This is a genomic window from Roseovarius sp. B-10 (assembly GCF_056859295.1).
Genome location: NZ_JBSXOE010000038.1, coordinates 261534 through 275882, shown reverse-complemented (window position 1 = coordinate 275882; position 14349 = coordinate 261534). Strand labels below are relative to the sequence as shown.

The 14349-nt window shown below is 67.6% G+C and carries 16 protein-coding genes; 3 read left to right on the top strand and 13 right to left on the bottom strand.

Annotated features, from left to right (window positions below):
* Both AC13D8_RS16140 and AC13D8_RS16135 read right to left on the bottom strand, forming a co-directional pair.
* Nucleotides 1-327 (bottom strand): GTP-binding protein (locus AC13D8_RS16140; RefSeq protein ID WP_482967763.1); only part of this gene is annotated, 327 nt, incomplete at its 3' end.
* 137 nt (nucleotides 328-464) lie between these two features.
* Nucleotides 465-1136, bottom strand: coding sequence for a hypothetical protein (locus AC13D8_RS16135; RefSeq protein ID WP_482969680.1), 672 nt, complete (start codon nucleotides 1134-1136; stop codon nucleotides 465-467).
* 131 nt (nucleotides 1137-1267) lie between these two features.
* On the opposite strand from AC13D8_RS16135, the gene AC13D8_RS16130 reads away from it, so the two are divergent.
* A complete protein-coding gene (locus tag AC13D8_RS16130; RefSeq protein WP_482969679.1) occupies nucleotides 1268-2641 on the top strand; it encodes a cytochrome P450 in 1374 nt (457 codons plus the stop codon).
* 76 nt (nucleotides 2642-2717) lie between these two features.
* Here the strand turns inward: AC13D8_RS16130 and AC13D8_RS16125 are convergent, their stop codons facing one another.
* A complete protein-coding gene (locus tag AC13D8_RS16125; RefSeq protein ID WP_482969678.1) occupies nucleotides 2718-3593 on the bottom strand; it encodes a 3-hydroxybutyryl-CoA dehydrogenase in 876 nt (291 codons plus the stop codon).
* Between the two features lie 161 nt (nucleotides 3594-3754).
* Here AC13D8_RS16125 and AC13D8_RS16120 point away from each other — a divergent pair, with 161 nt between their 5' ends.
* Entirely contained in the window at nucleotides 3755-4588 is an 834-nt protein-coding gene (locus AC13D8_RS16120) for a DUF6473 family protein (protein ID WP_482969677.1), read from the top strand.
* 526 nt (nucleotides 4589-5114) lie between these two features.
* Here the strand turns inward: AC13D8_RS16120 and AC13D8_RS16115 are convergent.
* From AC13D8_RS16115 to AC13D8_RS16095, 5 genes are all read right to left on the bottom strand, one after another.
* Nucleotides 5115-6041: an electron transfer flavoprotein subunit alpha/FixB family protein gene (locus AC13D8_RS16115; protein WP_482969676.1), complete on the bottom strand. Its 927-nt coding sequence runs from the start codon at nucleotides 6039-6041 to the stop codon at nucleotides 5115-5117.
* Nucleotides 6041-6799 (bottom strand): electron transfer flavoprotein subunit beta/FixA family protein, encoded by a 759-nt coding sequence (locus AC13D8_RS16110; RefSeq protein WP_482969675.1) that lies wholly within the window; start codon nucleotides 6797-6799, stop codon nucleotides 6041-6043. Before AC13D8_RS16110 ends, AC13D8_RS16115 begins: the two co-directional genes overlap by 1 nt.
* Nucleotides 6800-6969: 170 nt before the next feature.
* Nucleotides 6970-7542 carry a cob(I)yrinic acid a,c-diamide adenosyltransferase gene (locus tag AC13D8_RS16105; protein WP_482969674.1) on the bottom strand — a complete coding sequence of 191 codons (573 nt, stop codon included), beginning with the start codon at nucleotides 7540-7542 and terminating at the stop codon, nucleotides 6970-6972.
* A gap of 12 nt (nucleotides 7543-7554) precedes the next feature.
* A complete protein-coding gene (locus AC13D8_RS16100) occupies nucleotides 7555-7752 on the bottom strand; it encodes a twin transmembrane helix small protein (protein WP_482969673.1) in 198 nt (65 codons plus the stop codon).
* 102 nt (nucleotides 7753-7854) lie between these two features.
* The gene (locus AC13D8_RS16095) at nucleotides 7855-8682 is read right to left on the bottom strand and encodes an SDR family NAD(P)-dependent oxidoreductase (protein WP_482969672.1); all 828 of its coding nucleotides are present in this window, start codon (nucleotides 8680-8682) and stop codon (nucleotides 7855-7857) included.
* Between the two features lie 93 nt (nucleotides 8683-8775).
* On the opposite strand from AC13D8_RS16095, the gene AC13D8_RS16090 reads away from it, so the two are divergent.
* Nucleotides 8776-11082, top strand: a complete 2307-nt coding sequence (locus AC13D8_RS16090; RefSeq protein ID WP_482969671.1) for a DNA topoisomerase IV subunit A — start codon at nucleotides 8776-8778, stop codon at nucleotides 11080-11082.
* Between the two features lie 264 nt (nucleotides 11083-11346).
* On the opposite strand, the gene AC13D8_RS16085 is transcribed toward AC13D8_RS16090, so the two are convergent.
* From AC13D8_RS16085 to AC13D8_RS16065, 5 genes are read right to left on the bottom strand one after another with little or no spacing between them, the layout of a single operon-like run.
* Nucleotides 11347-12279 (bottom strand): lysophospholipid acyltransferase family protein, encoded by a 933-nt coding sequence (locus AC13D8_RS16085; protein ID WP_482969670.1) that lies wholly within the window; start codon nucleotides 12277-12279, stop codon nucleotides 11347-11349.
* A 7-nt stretch (nucleotides 12280-12286) separates the two neighbouring features.
* Complete coding sequence (locus tag AC13D8_RS16080) at nucleotides 12287-12565, bottom strand: HPr family phosphocarrier protein (protein WP_482969669.1); 279 nt, start codon at nucleotides 12563-12565, stop codon at nucleotides 12287-12289.
* An 11-nt stretch (nucleotides 12566-12576) separates the two neighbouring features.
* On the bottom strand, nucleotides 12577-12969 hold the full coding sequence (locus AC13D8_RS16075) for a PTS sugar transporter subunit IIA (protein ID WP_482969668.1): 393 nt from the start codon (nucleotides 12967-12969) through the stop codon (nucleotides 12577-12579).
* Nucleotides 12966-13868 (bottom strand): RNase adapter RapZ, encoded by a 903-nt coding sequence (rapZ, locus tag AC13D8_RS16070; RefSeq protein WP_482969667.1) that lies wholly within the window; start codon nucleotides 13866-13868, stop codon nucleotides 12966-12968. The genes AC13D8_RS16075 and rapZ overlap by 4 nt, the downstream gene beginning before the upstream one ends.
* Nucleotides 13869-13886: 18 nt before the next feature.
* Entirely contained in the window at nucleotides 13887-14348 is a 462-nt protein-coding gene (locus tag AC13D8_RS16065) for an HPr kinase/phosphorylase (protein ID WP_482969666.1), read from the bottom strand.
* Nucleotide 14349: the final 1 nt, after the last annotated feature.

Sequence of the window (14349 nt, the reverse complement as noted above, 5' to 3'; positions counted from 1 at the left end):
CGGCATCGGGCCGTCGGCCGCGTTCACAACCAGGATCGCGCCGTCCATCTGCGCCGCACCGGTGATCATGTTCTTGACGTAGTCGGCGTGGCCGGGGCAGTCGACGTGGGCGTAGTGGCGCGCGTCGGTCTCGTATTCCACATGCGCCGTCGAGATCGTGATCCCGCGCGCCTTCTCCTCCGGTGCGCCGTCGATCTGGTCATAGGCCCGGAAATCGCCAAAATACTTCGTGATCGCCGCCGTCAGCGTCGTCTTGCCGTGGTCAACGTGACCAATCGTGCCGATGTTCACGTGCGGTTTCGAACGGTCAAACTTTTCCTTCGCCATTTCTCTGGGCACCTTGTCAATTGGGGGGCCGCCGGGCCCGGTTCTTGCTCCGCGCGCCGTTTAGGGGGTTACGGGGGGAAAATCAAGCGGCCCGTGGCCGTTTTGGCACGACTGGGCAGGTCGGTGCGGCCCGGGGATCACTCGACCGCCCCCGTGGCCTCTTCGCGCACCTGCTCCGCCGTCTCTTCGCCCGTCTCTCCGGCGTCCGCGGGCTCCACGGCCGGGGCAGGGTCTGCCTCGGGGCGCCCGGACATCAGCCCGATCTTTTCCTTGGCGGGCCGCCCGTCATCCTCGAACCAGCCGAGATTGTCGTTCTGCCGGTTGAGCCAGTTCTCGATCAGCTTGGCGGCATTGCGGCTGAGGTGCTCCATCTGCACCTCCTTGCTCTGGGTGAGGCCCGATCCGATCACCGTCTTGGCCGAGACCGTCTCGACCACGGTGATCAGTTCGGGCTTTTCATTGAGCTTCTTGCCCGCCGCGTCGTCCCACACGGTGACGTTGAGGATCAGCGCCGATTTCGGCGAGGCCACCACCGGCACGCCCGGAATGGCCAGCACGTAGCCCTCCACGCTCACCCCGAGATGATAGAGCTTCGAGCCCTCATGGCGCGTGAACCGCTCGTTGATCGCCCGCGTCATCGCGTCGATCCACTCCTCCTGGCTCGCCGCGCGGGATGCCGGCCCCTTGGTCAGGTTCGGTGCCACCACGACGTTGTGGCCAAGCCGGAAATTACCCAGATAGGCGGGCTCGCTGTCGAGATCGTTGGCATTGGTGCAGGCGGCGACGGCCAGAAGGCCGAGAAGGGCCATGAAACGGCGCATATGCGGCCTCCCATTATGATAAACTCGAAGAGGCTTAACGCAGCCCGCGTCACGGCGCAACGATTTGCCGCCCGCGCCCGCCGACCCTATATCAGGTATAGCAGTCTAGGGGCCCCGCGATGACCGATGCCACCACCGATACCGCCCCGCCCCCCGCGCCCGTGCGCGTGCCGCTCGTGACCGAGCCGCTCGGGGTGCTGGGGTCGCTGCGCGCGGCGCGGGAAAACGTGCTGTCGATCATCCCGGAGATTGCCACCCGTCAACCGATGGTGTCGGGCCGCACGGGCAAGCGCTGGCACATGGTGACGGACCCGGGCGCGATTCGGCGAATGCTGTTGGAAAACCTCGACAACTATCCCAAGTCGCTGGTCACCAAGAACCTGCTGCGCCCCGCCATCGGCGACTCGCTGTTCATCGCCGAGGGGGCGCATTGGCGCTGGCAGCGGCGCACCGCCGCGCCGGTGTTCTCGCACCGCAACGTGATGAACCTCGCGCCGGTCATGTCCGCCGCCGCCGCGCGCAGCGCCGATCGCATCGCGGACGCGGGCCCGCGCGCCGTGGACGTGGCCGCCGACATGGTGCGCACCACCTTCGACGTGATCGCCGATGTCACCTTTTCCGGCGACGGCACGTTCGACGCCGACGCCGTGCATCGCGGCATCGACGCCTATATCGCCGAGGCGGGGCGCATCTCGCTGTTCGATATCCTGGGCTTTCCCGACTGGGTGCCGCGCCCCGGGCGGCTGATGGCCGGGGGCGCGGTGAAGGAGATGAAGCGCGTCGCCGACGCGGCGGTCGAGGCGCGTCGCGCGCGCGGCCCCGACGGCGTGCCAGACCTGCTCGACCTGCTGCTCGAAGGCGAGGATCCCGAGACGAAGCGCCGCATGAACACGCCGGAATTGCGCGACAACCTGCTCACCTTCATCGTCGCGGGCCACGAGACCACCGCGCTCACGCTCGGCTGGTCGCTCTACCTTTGCGCCTTCGACCAACAGGTGCAGCACCGCGCCCGCGCCGAGGCGCGCGCGGTGCTCTCGGGCGATGCGGCCACCGGCGAGGACGTGGCGCGCCTGCCCTTCATCCGCCAGATCATCGACGAGGCGCTGCGCCTCTACCCGCCCGCGGGGATGGTGTCGCGCACGGCGATGGCCCCCGATACGCTCTGCGGGCGCGAGATCAGGCCCGGCGACACGGTCATCATCCCGATCTACGCGCTGCACCGCCACCACATGCTGTGGGAGGCACCCGACACCTTCCGCCCCGACCGCTTTGCCGACCGCAAGGCGGTGCCGCGCTACGCCTACCTGCCCTTCGGCGACGGGCCGCGCATTTGCATCGGCGCGAGCTTCGCGCTGCAGGAGGCGGTAATCATCCTCGCCACGCTGCTCGCACGGTTCCGCTTCACCCCGGTGCCGGGGCGCGACCCGGACCCGGTGATGATCATCACGCTGCGCCCGCAGGGCGGCGTGTGGCTGATGGCCGAGGAGGTGTGACAGGGGGAATAGGCCGGAGCAGACCATCCGAGATTCTCCCGCGCAGAGTAAAGACGCGTGTACGCGCCCGCCGCCCTCACCGCGTCGGCACCGGCTCCTCGCCCCGGTAATCGTAGAACCCGCGCCCGGACTTGCGCCCGAGCCAGCCCGCCTCGACATACTTGGTCAGCAGCGGACAGGGCCGGTACTTGGTGTCTGCCAGCCCGTCATGCAGCACGTTCATGATCGCCAGACACGTATCCAGCCCGATGAAATCCGCCAGTTCCAGCGGCCCCATCGGGTGATTGGCCCCGAGCTTCATCGACCGGTCGATGGAGCGCACGTTGCCCACCCCCTCGTAGAGCGTATAGACCGCCTCGTTGATCATCGGCATCAGGATACGGTTGACGATGAAGGCCGGGAAATCCTCGGCGCTCGCCGCCGTCTTGCCGAGGCGGTCCACCACCGCGAGACAGGCGTCAAAGGTATCCTTGTCAGTGGCAATACCGCGGATCAGTTCCACCAATTGCATCACCGGCACCGGGTTCATGAAGTGAAACCCCATGAATTTCTCGGGCCTGTCGGTGCGGCTTGCAAGCCGCGTGATCGAGATGGACGAGGTGTTGGAGGTCAGGATCGTGTGCTCCGCCAGGTGCGGCAGCAGCGCGTCAAAGATCTTCTGCTTGATCTCCTCGCGCTCGGTCGCGGATTCGATGATGAGATCGCACGCCCCGAGCGTCTCGAGCGCCGCCTCCGGCACGATGCGGGCCAGCGCGGCCTCCATCTCGGCCTCGCTGATCTTCTCGCGGCTGACCTGCCGCTCCATGTTCTTGCGGATGGTGGCCAGCGCCTTGTCCAGCGCCTCGGCGCTGACATCGTTGAGCCGCACCTCGTAGCCCGCAAGCGCCATCACGTGGGCAATGCCGTTGCCCATCTGGCCCGCGCCCACAACGCCCACTGTCCGGATGTCCATGCACCGCCCTTTCCTCGCTTCACGCGCACAACATAGGCCCCGGCGGGGACGCGCCGCAAGGGCCGGATTCCGCTAAAATGCGCCACGAATTCGAGGTTTAGGGAAATGGAAAGGCGAATCATCGAGCCTCGCTTCCGGGTGACTGAAAACGGGTGGGACCGATGGCTTACGAACGCATGGGGCGCCAGCCCCTCGATTATCTACCGGTGCGCTACCCGGGCTCGCGGCTGGTCTTTCGCGGGCCACGGCGCGGCCTGTCAGGGGCTTACGTGGCCTGCATCGGCAGCACCGGAACCCTTGGCAGCTTCGTGGCACGGCCCTGGCCCGCCCTGCTCGAGGACGATCTGGGCACGCCTTGCGTCAATCTCGGCCTGCCCAATGCCGGGCCGGACGTGTTTGCCAATGACGCGGCGATGCAGAAAATCGCACGGGGCGCACGCGCGGTGGTGCTGCAACTGCCCTGCGCGATGAACCTCTCCAACCCGTTCTACCGGGTGCATCCGCGCCGCAACGATCGCTTCGTCGCGGCGACGGACGCGCTGCGCGTTCTCTACGCCGAGGTGGATTTCACCGAGTTCCATTTCACCCGCCACCTGATGCGCCGGCTCGCCGCGATCTCGCCCGCACGCTTCGCGCGGCTGCGCACGGCGGTGCAAGAGGCGTGGCTCGCCCGCATGTCGGGGGTGTTGCGCGGGCTCGCGCCGCCGGTGGTGCTGTTGTGGCAGGCCAACCACGCACCGGGCGACGGCGCGGGTAGCGCGGCCATCGACGCCGATCCCGCCTTCGTCAGCCGCGCCATGCTCGACGCCCTCGCCCCCCACGCCGCCGCGACGGTGCTGGCGGTGGCGTCCGGTGCGGCGCGCACGCAAGGCACGCGCGGCATGCGCTTTCCGCCGATGCAGGAGGATGTCGCCGCCGCCCTGCCCGGCCCGCTCGCGCATCGCGAGGTGGCCTTGGCCCTGCACCCCGTGCTGACCCGGCTGCTCAAGGATTAGCGGTCGCCACCCGACGCGCGAGACCCGATGGAGGCGGGGGGCCGAACACCGGGTCAATCCGCGTGAGCAAGACAGTCGGGGAACGGTTCTGAGCCGGAATGCGCACGACATCGGGCCGGGGCCATCGACCGGAATGGCCTTGAGCGGACGTTGCAGTGAGCCGCGCCATCGCATGTCCGCGGGCAGGCGATCTAACGGTTCTTCAGGGCACTTTATTTCTGCTTTCCCGAAGAACATTTAATCGGTGCGCTAGCTTAGCCAAATCGCCTGTCCGGGGGGCGGACATGCGATGGCGCGGCGGCCTTCGGCCTTGAATCCGCGCCGGGACCGGATGGTCCAACGACCGCTCAAGGCCCATCGCACCCGTCATGACGCACCCGGCCACGGTCCGCTCCGGTCCGCTCACTTGCCCCTCGGACCTCCGTCCGAGCAACCGAGGCAAGGACCACGACCCTTATGCCGGACAAAAATAAGCGGGGCCCGCGCCATCGCGCGAGCCCCGTTGTCTCGACATGCCGCCCGCGCGTCAGAGCTTCTCGACCAGCTCCGGCACGGCGGTGAAGAGATCGGCCACCAGGCCATAATCGGCGACCTGGAAAATCGGCGCTTCCTCGTCCTTGTTGATCGCGACGATGACCTTCGAATCCTTCATCCCCGCAAGGTGCTGGATCGCGCCGGAAATGCCCACCGCGACGTACAGGTCGGGGGCGACGACCTTGCCGGTCTGACCCACCTGCCAGTCGTTCGGCGCATAGCCCGAATCGACCGCCGCGCGGCTCGCACCAACGGCGGCGCCCAGCTTGTCCGCGAGGCTTTCGATCAGCGCGAAATCGTCCTTGCTGCCGACGCCACGGCCGCCCGAGACGACGACACCGGCCGAGGTCAGCTCCGGCCGGTCACTCTCGGCCACCTTGTCCTCGACCCATTCGGAAAGGCCCGGATTGTCGGTGGCCCCGATGGTCTCGACGGCGCAGGCCGCCTGCTCGCCCGCCGCGTCGAAGGTCGAGGTGCGGATCGAGACGACCTTCTTGGCGTCCTTCGACTTCACCGTCTGCACGGCGTTGCCCGCATAGATCGGGCGTTCGAACGTATCGCCATCAATGACACCAGAGACGTCCGAGATCACCATCGCGTCGAGCAATGCAGCCACCCGCGGCAGCACGTTCTTGGCATCCGTGGTGGCTGGGGCCACGACGTGATCGTAATCGCCGGCAAGCGACACGATCAGCGCCGCCGTCGGCTCGGCCAGGCGGTGCCCGAGAGAGGCATCCTCGGCGACCAGGACCTTGGCGACACCGGCGATCTTCGCCGCCGCCTCGCCCGCCGCCGCCGCGTGTGCACCGGCGCAGAGCGCGGTCACATCGCCGAGCGCTGCCACCGCCGCCACCGCCTTGGCGGTCGCGTCCAGGTTCAGCTCGCCATCGGTCACTTCTGCAAGAAGAAGAACAGCCATCACACGACCCCCGCTTCCTTGAGTTTCGCCACCAGCTCGTCCACCGAGCCCACGATCTCGCCCGCCTTGCGCGCCGGCGGCTCCTCGGTCTTGAGCACCTCCAGACGGGGGCTCGCATCGACGCCGTAATCCCCGGCAGTCTTCTCGTCGAGCGGCTTCTTCTTGGCCTTCATGATGTTGGGAAGGCTCGCATAGCGCGGCTCGTTGAGGCGCAGGTCGACGGTCACGATGGCCGGCATCGTCACCTTGATGGTCTGAAGCCCGCCATCCACCTCGCGGGTGACCAGCGCGTGATCGCCCTCGATCTCCAGCTTCGAGGCAAACGTCGCCTGCGACCAGCCCAACAGCGCCGACAGCATCTGCCCGGTGGCGTTCATGTCGTTGTCGATGGCCTGCTTGCCGCACAGGACGAGGCCGGGCTGCTCTTCCTCGACGATCTTGGCAAGGATCTTGGCCACGGCGAGCGGCTCGACATCCTGATGCACGTCATCGGCGGCAACCACGAGGATCGCGCGATCCGCGCCCATCGCAAGCGCCGTGCGCAGCGTCTCCTGCGCCTGTTTGACGCCGATGGAGACGGCGATCACCTCCTCGGCCTTGCCCGCCTCACGCAGGCGGATGGCTTCCTCGACGGCGATCTCGTCGAACGGGTTCATCGACATCTTGACATTGGCGAGATCGACACCGCTTCCATCCGCCTTGACACGGACTTTGACGTTGTAATCGATCACGCGCTTGACAGGCACGAGCACCTTCATTGGCACGGTCTCCCTTACAGTGATGAGCGGCCCCTCGCGGCCCCTCGGCTTGGCTCTCCCGCGCGGTGATACCGGCTCATGCGCGCGGGAAACAGGGTAAAATCGTCACGTTTCGGTTCGCGGACGCCACGTATTGACGGTTTGTGGCCCGCGATCCTTTCCAGAATATGTCACCGGTTCGCGCCCGGAACCCACAGCACGTCCTCCTTGCCGCCGTCATTGGCCATGCGCGCGGCCACGAAGAACCAGTCGCTCGCCCGGTTGAGATAGCGCACCGCCGCCTCGTTGACCGTTTCCAGCGCCGCCAGTTCCACCACCAGCCGCTCGGCACGCCGCGCCACGGTGCGGCACAGGTGCAGATGCGCGGCCAGCGGCGAGCCGCCCGGCAGGATAAAGCTGCGCAGCGGTTCGAGATGGCCGTTCATCGCGTCGATTTCGGCCTCGAGCCGGTCGACCTGCGCGGGCACCATCCGCAGCGGGATATACTCGGCCTCACCGTCCTTCTCCATGTCCGGGCGGCACAGGTCCGCACCCAGATCGAAGAGGTCGTTCTGAATCCGCGCCAACGCCGCGTCGGTCTCGCCCTCGGCATGGAGCCGCGCCAGCCCCAGCGTGGCGTTGAGCTCGTCCACCGTGCCATAGGCGGTGACGCGCGCCGAATGCTTGGCCACCCGAACACCGTTGCCCAGCGCGGTCTCGCCCGCGTCGCCGGTGCGTGTGTATATCTTGTTGAGCACGACCATGAATCAGCCTCCCTACCTGCGGAAATAGACGAACACGAGGATCAGCAGCACCGCCACGAATTGCGCGATCAGCCGCCAGCGCATGTACTTGTTGGCGCGCTTGGCGTTCTCCACCCCCTCCTTGCCGAAGGTCGCGATGCCGCGGATCAGGATCGCCGCCGTCACCAGGCAGCCCGCAGCCACGAGCCAGAAAAGCGGGTCGCTCAGCATGATCCCCTCCTTGCATTCGAATCGCGTCTGCCGCGCATCTAGGACGGCGCGCGGGGAAAGCGAAAGGGAAAATCCCCCGCGCCCTGTCCCGCCACGGGCCGTTCACCCCCTGCTCAGCACCCAATCAAGCGCCCGCACCGGCAATACACGGCGCAGCGCGCCCATCACGTAAGTGGGTGTCGTGACATAGTACCGCGCCTTCGGGCGCGGCGATTCGAGCGCGCGGATGAGCCGTTTCGTCACCGCGGCGGCGGGCCATTGCGGCCCCTTGCTGCTCCCCTTGTAAAGCTGGTCGAGCAGGCTCTCGCGATACTCCTCGACGCGCATCGAGTTCTCCCAGTCGATCCATTTCTCGAACTGCTTGATCGCATTCTGCCGAAACGGCGTGTCGATCGGCCCCGGGTCGATGATCACAACCTCGATCCCGGTGCCCGCAAGCTCCAGCCGCATCGCATCGCTCAGCCCCTCCAGCGCGAATTTCGTCGCCACGTAGGCCCCGCGCCATTTCATCGCGACGAGGCCCAGCACCGAAGAGCATTGCACGATACGACCATGCCCCTGCCCGCGCATCACCGGGATCACCCGCCGCGTCAGGTCGTGCCAGCCGATCAGGTTGGCCTGGAATATGGTGCGCAGCGCCTCGGTGGGGACGTCCTCGACCGGCCCGGGTATCGCATAGGCCCCGTTATTGAACAGCGCATCGAGCCGCCCGCCCGTCGCGCCCAGCACCTCCGCCAGCCCGGCCTCGATGCTCGCCTCGTCCTCGTAGTCGATCCGCGGCGCCGCGAATCCCTCCTCGCGCAGCCGCGCGCAATCGGCCTCCTTGCGGCACGCGGCAAAGACGCGCCAGCCACGCCCGCGCAAGGATCGCGCCGCGTCCAGCCCGATACCCGACGAACAGCCGGTGATGAGGATGCTCCGTTCGTTCATGCACGCCTTGTGGCCCGGCGCAGTGCACGATGCAAGCACGCGCGGCCCTGTCCCCGCTTTACGCCCGCGCACGCCGTCTGTATCACCATATCCATGACAGACCTGCTCGACGACCCCAACATGCGCCCCGAGGCCACACCCGAGCCACTGCGCCGCGCCATCGGCGAGCGGTATCTGACCTATGCGCTCTCGACCATCATGCACCGCGCGCTCCCGGATGCCCGCGACGGGCTCAAACCGGTGCATCGCCGCATCCTCTACGCCATGCGCGAACTCAGGCTCTCCAGCACCGGCGGATTCCGCAAGTCCGCCAAGATTTCCGGCGACGTGATGGGCAATTACCACCCCCACGGCGATGCCGCGATCTACGACGCGATGGCGCGGCTGGCGCAGGATTTCGCGGTGCGCTACCCGCTCGTGGACGGGCAGGGCAATTTCGGCAATATCGACGGCGACAACCCCGCCGCCTCGCGCTACACCGAGGCGCGGATGACCCCCTTTGCCGAGGCGCTGCTGGAGGGGCTGACCGAGGACGCGGTCGATTTCCGGGACAATTACGACGGCACGCTGCGCGAACCTGTGGTGCTGCCGGCGGCCTTCCCGAACCTGCTGGCCAACGGCGCCTCGGGCATCGCCGTGGGCATGGCCACCAACATCCCGCCGCACAACATCGCCGAGCTGATCGACGCCTGCCTGCACCTGATCAAGTCGCCGGATGCGCGCGACGAGACATTGCTCAACCATATCCCCGGCCCCGATTTTCCCACCGGCGGCGTGATCGTCGAGCCAGCCGAGAACATCGCGCAGGCCTATCGCACCGGGCGCGGCTCCTTCCGGCTGCGCGCCCGCTGGGAGGTCGAGGAGCTGGGCCGCGGCGGCTGGCAGATCGTCGTCACCGAAATCCCGTACCAGGTGCAGAAATCCAAGCTGATCGAGCGCATCGCCGACCTGATCCAGACCCGCAAGGTGCCGATCCTCGCCGATGTCCGCGACGAGAGCACCGATGACGTCCGCCTCATCCTCGAGCCGCGCACGCGCAATGTCGATCCGGCGGCACTGATGGGGCTGATGTTCCGCAACACCGATCTGGAACTGCGCTTCTCGCTCAACATGAACGTGCTCGTCGACGGGGTGACGCCCCGGGTCTGCTCGCTGCGCGAGGTGCTGCGCGCCTTTCTCGATTTCCGGCAGGAGGTGCTGCTGCGCCGCTCGCGCCACCGGATGGAAAAGATTGACCACCGGCTCGAGGTGCTCGAAGGGCTGATCGTCGCCTTTCTCAACCTCGACCGCGTGATCGAGATCATCCGCTACGACGACGCGCCCAAACCGGCCCTGATGCGCGAGGACTGGGGCCGGACCTTCACCCGCGCCGCCTCCGAAGCCGATTACGTGCCCCCCGCCCCGTCAAAAGAGGACGGGCTGTCGGATATCCAGGCCGAGGCGATCCTCAACATGCGCCTGCGCTCCTTGCGCCGGCTCGAGGAGATGGAGCTGCGCACCGAGCGCGACGCGCTGATGGAGGAACGTGCCGGGCTCGAGGATCTGCTCGACGACACGCGCCTGCAATGGGCCGCCATCGCCAACCAGCTCAAGGAGGTGAAAAAGACGTTCGGCAAGACCCACCCGATCGGCGCGCGCCGCACCACCTTCTCCGAGGCGGGACCGGTGGAGGAGGTGCCGATCGAGGCGATGACCCCGCGCGAGCCGATCACCGTGGTCTGTTCGCGCCGCGGCTGGATCCGCGCCATGACCGGGCATATCGACCTGAATCGCGACCTGAAATTCAAGGACGGCGACGGGCCGCGCTTCATCTTTCACGCCGAGACCACCGACCGGCTGCTCGTCTTCGGCACCAACGGGCGGTTCTACACCCTCGCAGCGGCGAGCCTGCCGGGCGGGCGCGGCATGGGAGAGCCGCTGCGCCTCATGGTCGATCTGCCCAACGAGGCCGAGATCGTCGATCTGCTGATCCACAAGCCGGGGCGCAAGCTCCTGGTCGCGTCCTCGGCGGGCGACGGATTCGTGGTGTCCGAGGACGAGGTTCTGGCCCAGACCCGGACCGGCAGGCAGGTGCTCAACCTGCGCGCCCCCGCCCGCGCGGTGGTCTGCCGGCCGGTGGCGGGCGATCACGTGGCCTGCGTGGGCGAGAACCGCAAGGTGCTGGTCTTCGCCCTCGACGAATTGCCGGAACTGGGCCGCGGCAAGGGCGTGCGGCTCCAGAAATTCAAGGACGGCGGGCTGTCGGACGCCACCACCTTCACCCTCGCCGACGGGCTGAGCTGGCGCGACCCGGCGGGCCGTACCCGCACCGAGAGCGACCTCACGGAATGGCTGGGCAAACGCGCGGGCGCGGGCCGCATGGCCCCGCGCGGCTTCCCGCGCGACAACCGGTTCACGTGAGGGGAATTCTGGCCTGTCCCTGCCATTCACATCCTGCCTCCGCGCGGAATAAAGGCGCGTTTACGCGCCTCCGCGCGATCGCCAGCCCACCCCTCGGGCTGGCGATTGGGTAACGCTGGTGCAAAGCTCTCATCTCTCTCGGATTTTGTGAGATAAAGCGCGGCAGACCAACCGCTGGATCGCCAACCCGTGGGCTGGCGCCCGCGCGGCTCATCGCCCGGATGCCGCAACGTCCCCTCCAGGCCAAACCCGGTCGCCCGACCGCTACCCCCGCCGCTCTCCCAGCGACAGCGTGTGCGCGCGCAGCCATTCCATGAAGCCGCGCGGGTCGCCTTGCAGCATCTTCATCCGTTCCGCGTCCACCGGCTTGCCCACGACCGGTTTCTGCGGCTTTCCGCAACTGCGCACCACCTCGTGCAACAAGAGCCCCTGCCGCATGGTGGGCGAGATGCAATTGGCCATCTGGTACCAGCGCGAATTGGACCCGGGAAAGTAGACCGGCACCACCTGCGCGCCCGAGCGGCGGATCATCTGCGCGGTGAACACGTTCCACTCGCGCTCGATCACCGGACCAAAGAGCGTGTCGGATGACGCCACCACGCCAGAGGGAAACACGCTGATGAGCCCCCCCTCCTTGAGATGCGACATCGCGCTCGCCCGCATCTCGACCGATTTGCGCTGCGCCTCGGGGTCGTGCGGGAACGGCACCGGGATCATGTAGGACGCCGCCACCTCGTCGATCCCCGTCAGCAGCGCGCGCGTCAGGATCTTGTAATCCGTGCGTCGCCGCCCGATCAGGTCGGCGAGGATCATGCCGTCCACCAGCCCGTGCGGATGGTTGGCCACCACCACCACCGGGCCCTCGGTGGGGATGTTGGCGATCTCCTCGTCGGGCGTAAGCAGCGGAACACCCATCGTATCGAGCGCCGCCCGCCAGAACGCCTGCCCCGAGGGCGCGCCGCTCTTCTCGAAGGCGCGGATCATGCGGATGATGCTGATCTTGCCGGTCAGCCACTCCATCCCGCGGATGATCGTGGCGGTGGCGGGGCTGTCAAAGCTGTTGGCATAGGTCAGACTGCGGCGATCGTACTTGGTTAACAGAACCTGCCCGCCGGTCTCCCCGCCGGTCTCCCCGCCGGTCTCTGGCTGCGCCTTCCTGCTCACGTCGTCCGTCCCGCTTCGCTGTGCCGGTGCCATGCGCGGCCTAGGTATCCTCGCCGAAGCGATCGGCGACCAGCGCGGCCAGCGCATCGCCCAGCGGCCCGGCATCGGCCCCCATGATCTCGACGTCAATAGTGCTTCCTTTGGCCGCTGCCAACATCAAAAGCCCCATGATGCTGTCGCCCGAGGCCGACTCGGGGCCGTGGCTCACCTCGACCTGCGCATCGAACCCCTCGACCACCTCGACGAACTTGGCGGCGGCGCGGGCGTGCAGCCCCTTTTCGTTGACGATCTCGAGTTGCCGCCGCATGCGCTCGCTCATTGCGCTTTTCCTCATTCCGTTGAAACGTTGTGGCTGTCGATGTACTTGCGCCCGGCCTCGAGCGCCGCGCGCACAGCCACCGAGACCGGGCTGTGGCGGCTCTTGGCCAGCTTGATGAGCATCGGCAGGTTGGCCCCGTAGAGAATGCGGCGGTTGTCGGGGCGGCAGGCACGCAGCGACAGGTTCGAGGGCGAGCCGCCAAAGATGTCGGTCACCACCACCACCCCGTCGCCGCTGTCCACCGCGTCCGCGGCGGCGCAAATCTCGTCCTGCTTTTCCGCGCGGTCGTGATCGCCCTCGACAGCGACGGCCACGATCCCGCTCTGCGCGCCGACCACGTGTTCGACCGCCCTGAGATACTCGCGAGCGAGCCCGCCATGTGCCACGATCACGATCCCGATCATGACCGCCCTTCCCCCGGCTCTCGCCGCTCCAGTTCCCGGTGCCTTAATGACACCGGCCAGCCTTGCTCCGCAAGCCTCGCCCGCAGCATTTCCGCCACCGCGACAGAGCGGTGCTGCCCGCCGGTACAGCCGGTGCCGATGGCGAGGTAGGCCTTGCCCTCTTCCTCGTGCGCCGGCAGCAGCAGCTCCATCAGCGCCGTCAGCCGGTCGAGAAACGGTGCCAGCCGCGGATCGTCCCTCAGATACGCCTGCACCGCCGGGTCCCGCCCGTCCGCGTCGCGCAGGCTCTGCTCCCAATGCGGGTTTTTCAGGAACCGGCAATCAAACACCATGTCGAGCCCGCGCGGCAGCCCCCGCTTGTATGAAAACGACTGCACCGAGATCGACAGCCGCTTGGCACCGCCGGGCGCGAACCAGCGTTCAAGCTCGGCGCGCAGATCGTGGGGCGACATGTCGGAGGTATCGACCACGATATCCGAACGGTCCCGCACCGGGCCGAGCAGATCGAGTTCGCGCGCGATGCCATCCTCGACGCTGCCGCCGGGCGCGAGCGGGTGGCGCCGCCGCGTCTCCGAGAAACGCCGCACGAGGATATCGGGGCGGCAATCGAGATACAGCACCTCCATCTTGCCCGGTGCCGGCACCCCGCCGCCGTCGATCACCTCGAGCAGGGCGCGGACCGAGAAGTCGCGGTTGCGCACGTCGATACCCAGCGCCAGCGGCTTGTCGAGCCGCGGCCCGGCAAAGAGCCGCGGCAGCAGCGAAAGGGGCAGGTTGTCGATAGCCTCGAAACCGATATCCTCGAGCACGTGGATCGCCGTGCTGCGGCCCGCACCCGACGGGCCGGTGACAAGGACCAGCCTGTGAGGCATGTCAGCATCGGCGACGTGAGAGGACATGATCCGAGACCTTCGTTGCTATTCCAGCACTCCATACCGGAGATAGAGCGCGATCGCCGCCGGAAAATGCGCGTGCCCCGATCCGTGAACAAGCGGCAGCGCGGTGCCGGCGATCCGCGTTTCGCGCAGCGGCGGCAGGCGTTCGGTCTCGGACCCGTCCAGGTCGACGACCAGCGCCAGCGGCCGCGGCCCCGCGGCGGGCAGCCGCAGCAGCCCTATCCCCCGCGCCTCGATCCGCCCGCGGATCGTGTCGGGCGCGTCGGCCATCACCTGATCGCCCGCGCGCCACACCCGGGTGCGGTCGTCGGCCACGAGCTCGGCCCCCAGCGCAATGAGCCGCAGCGCCAGCCCCGATTTGCCACTGCCCGCCGCCCCGCGAATGAGCACGGCCCGCCCCGCCTGCGCAACACAGCTCGCATGGACGGTCAGACCCCCGGCATCGTTTCCGGCATCGTTTCCGGCCTCTGCCGCGCGGGCCATG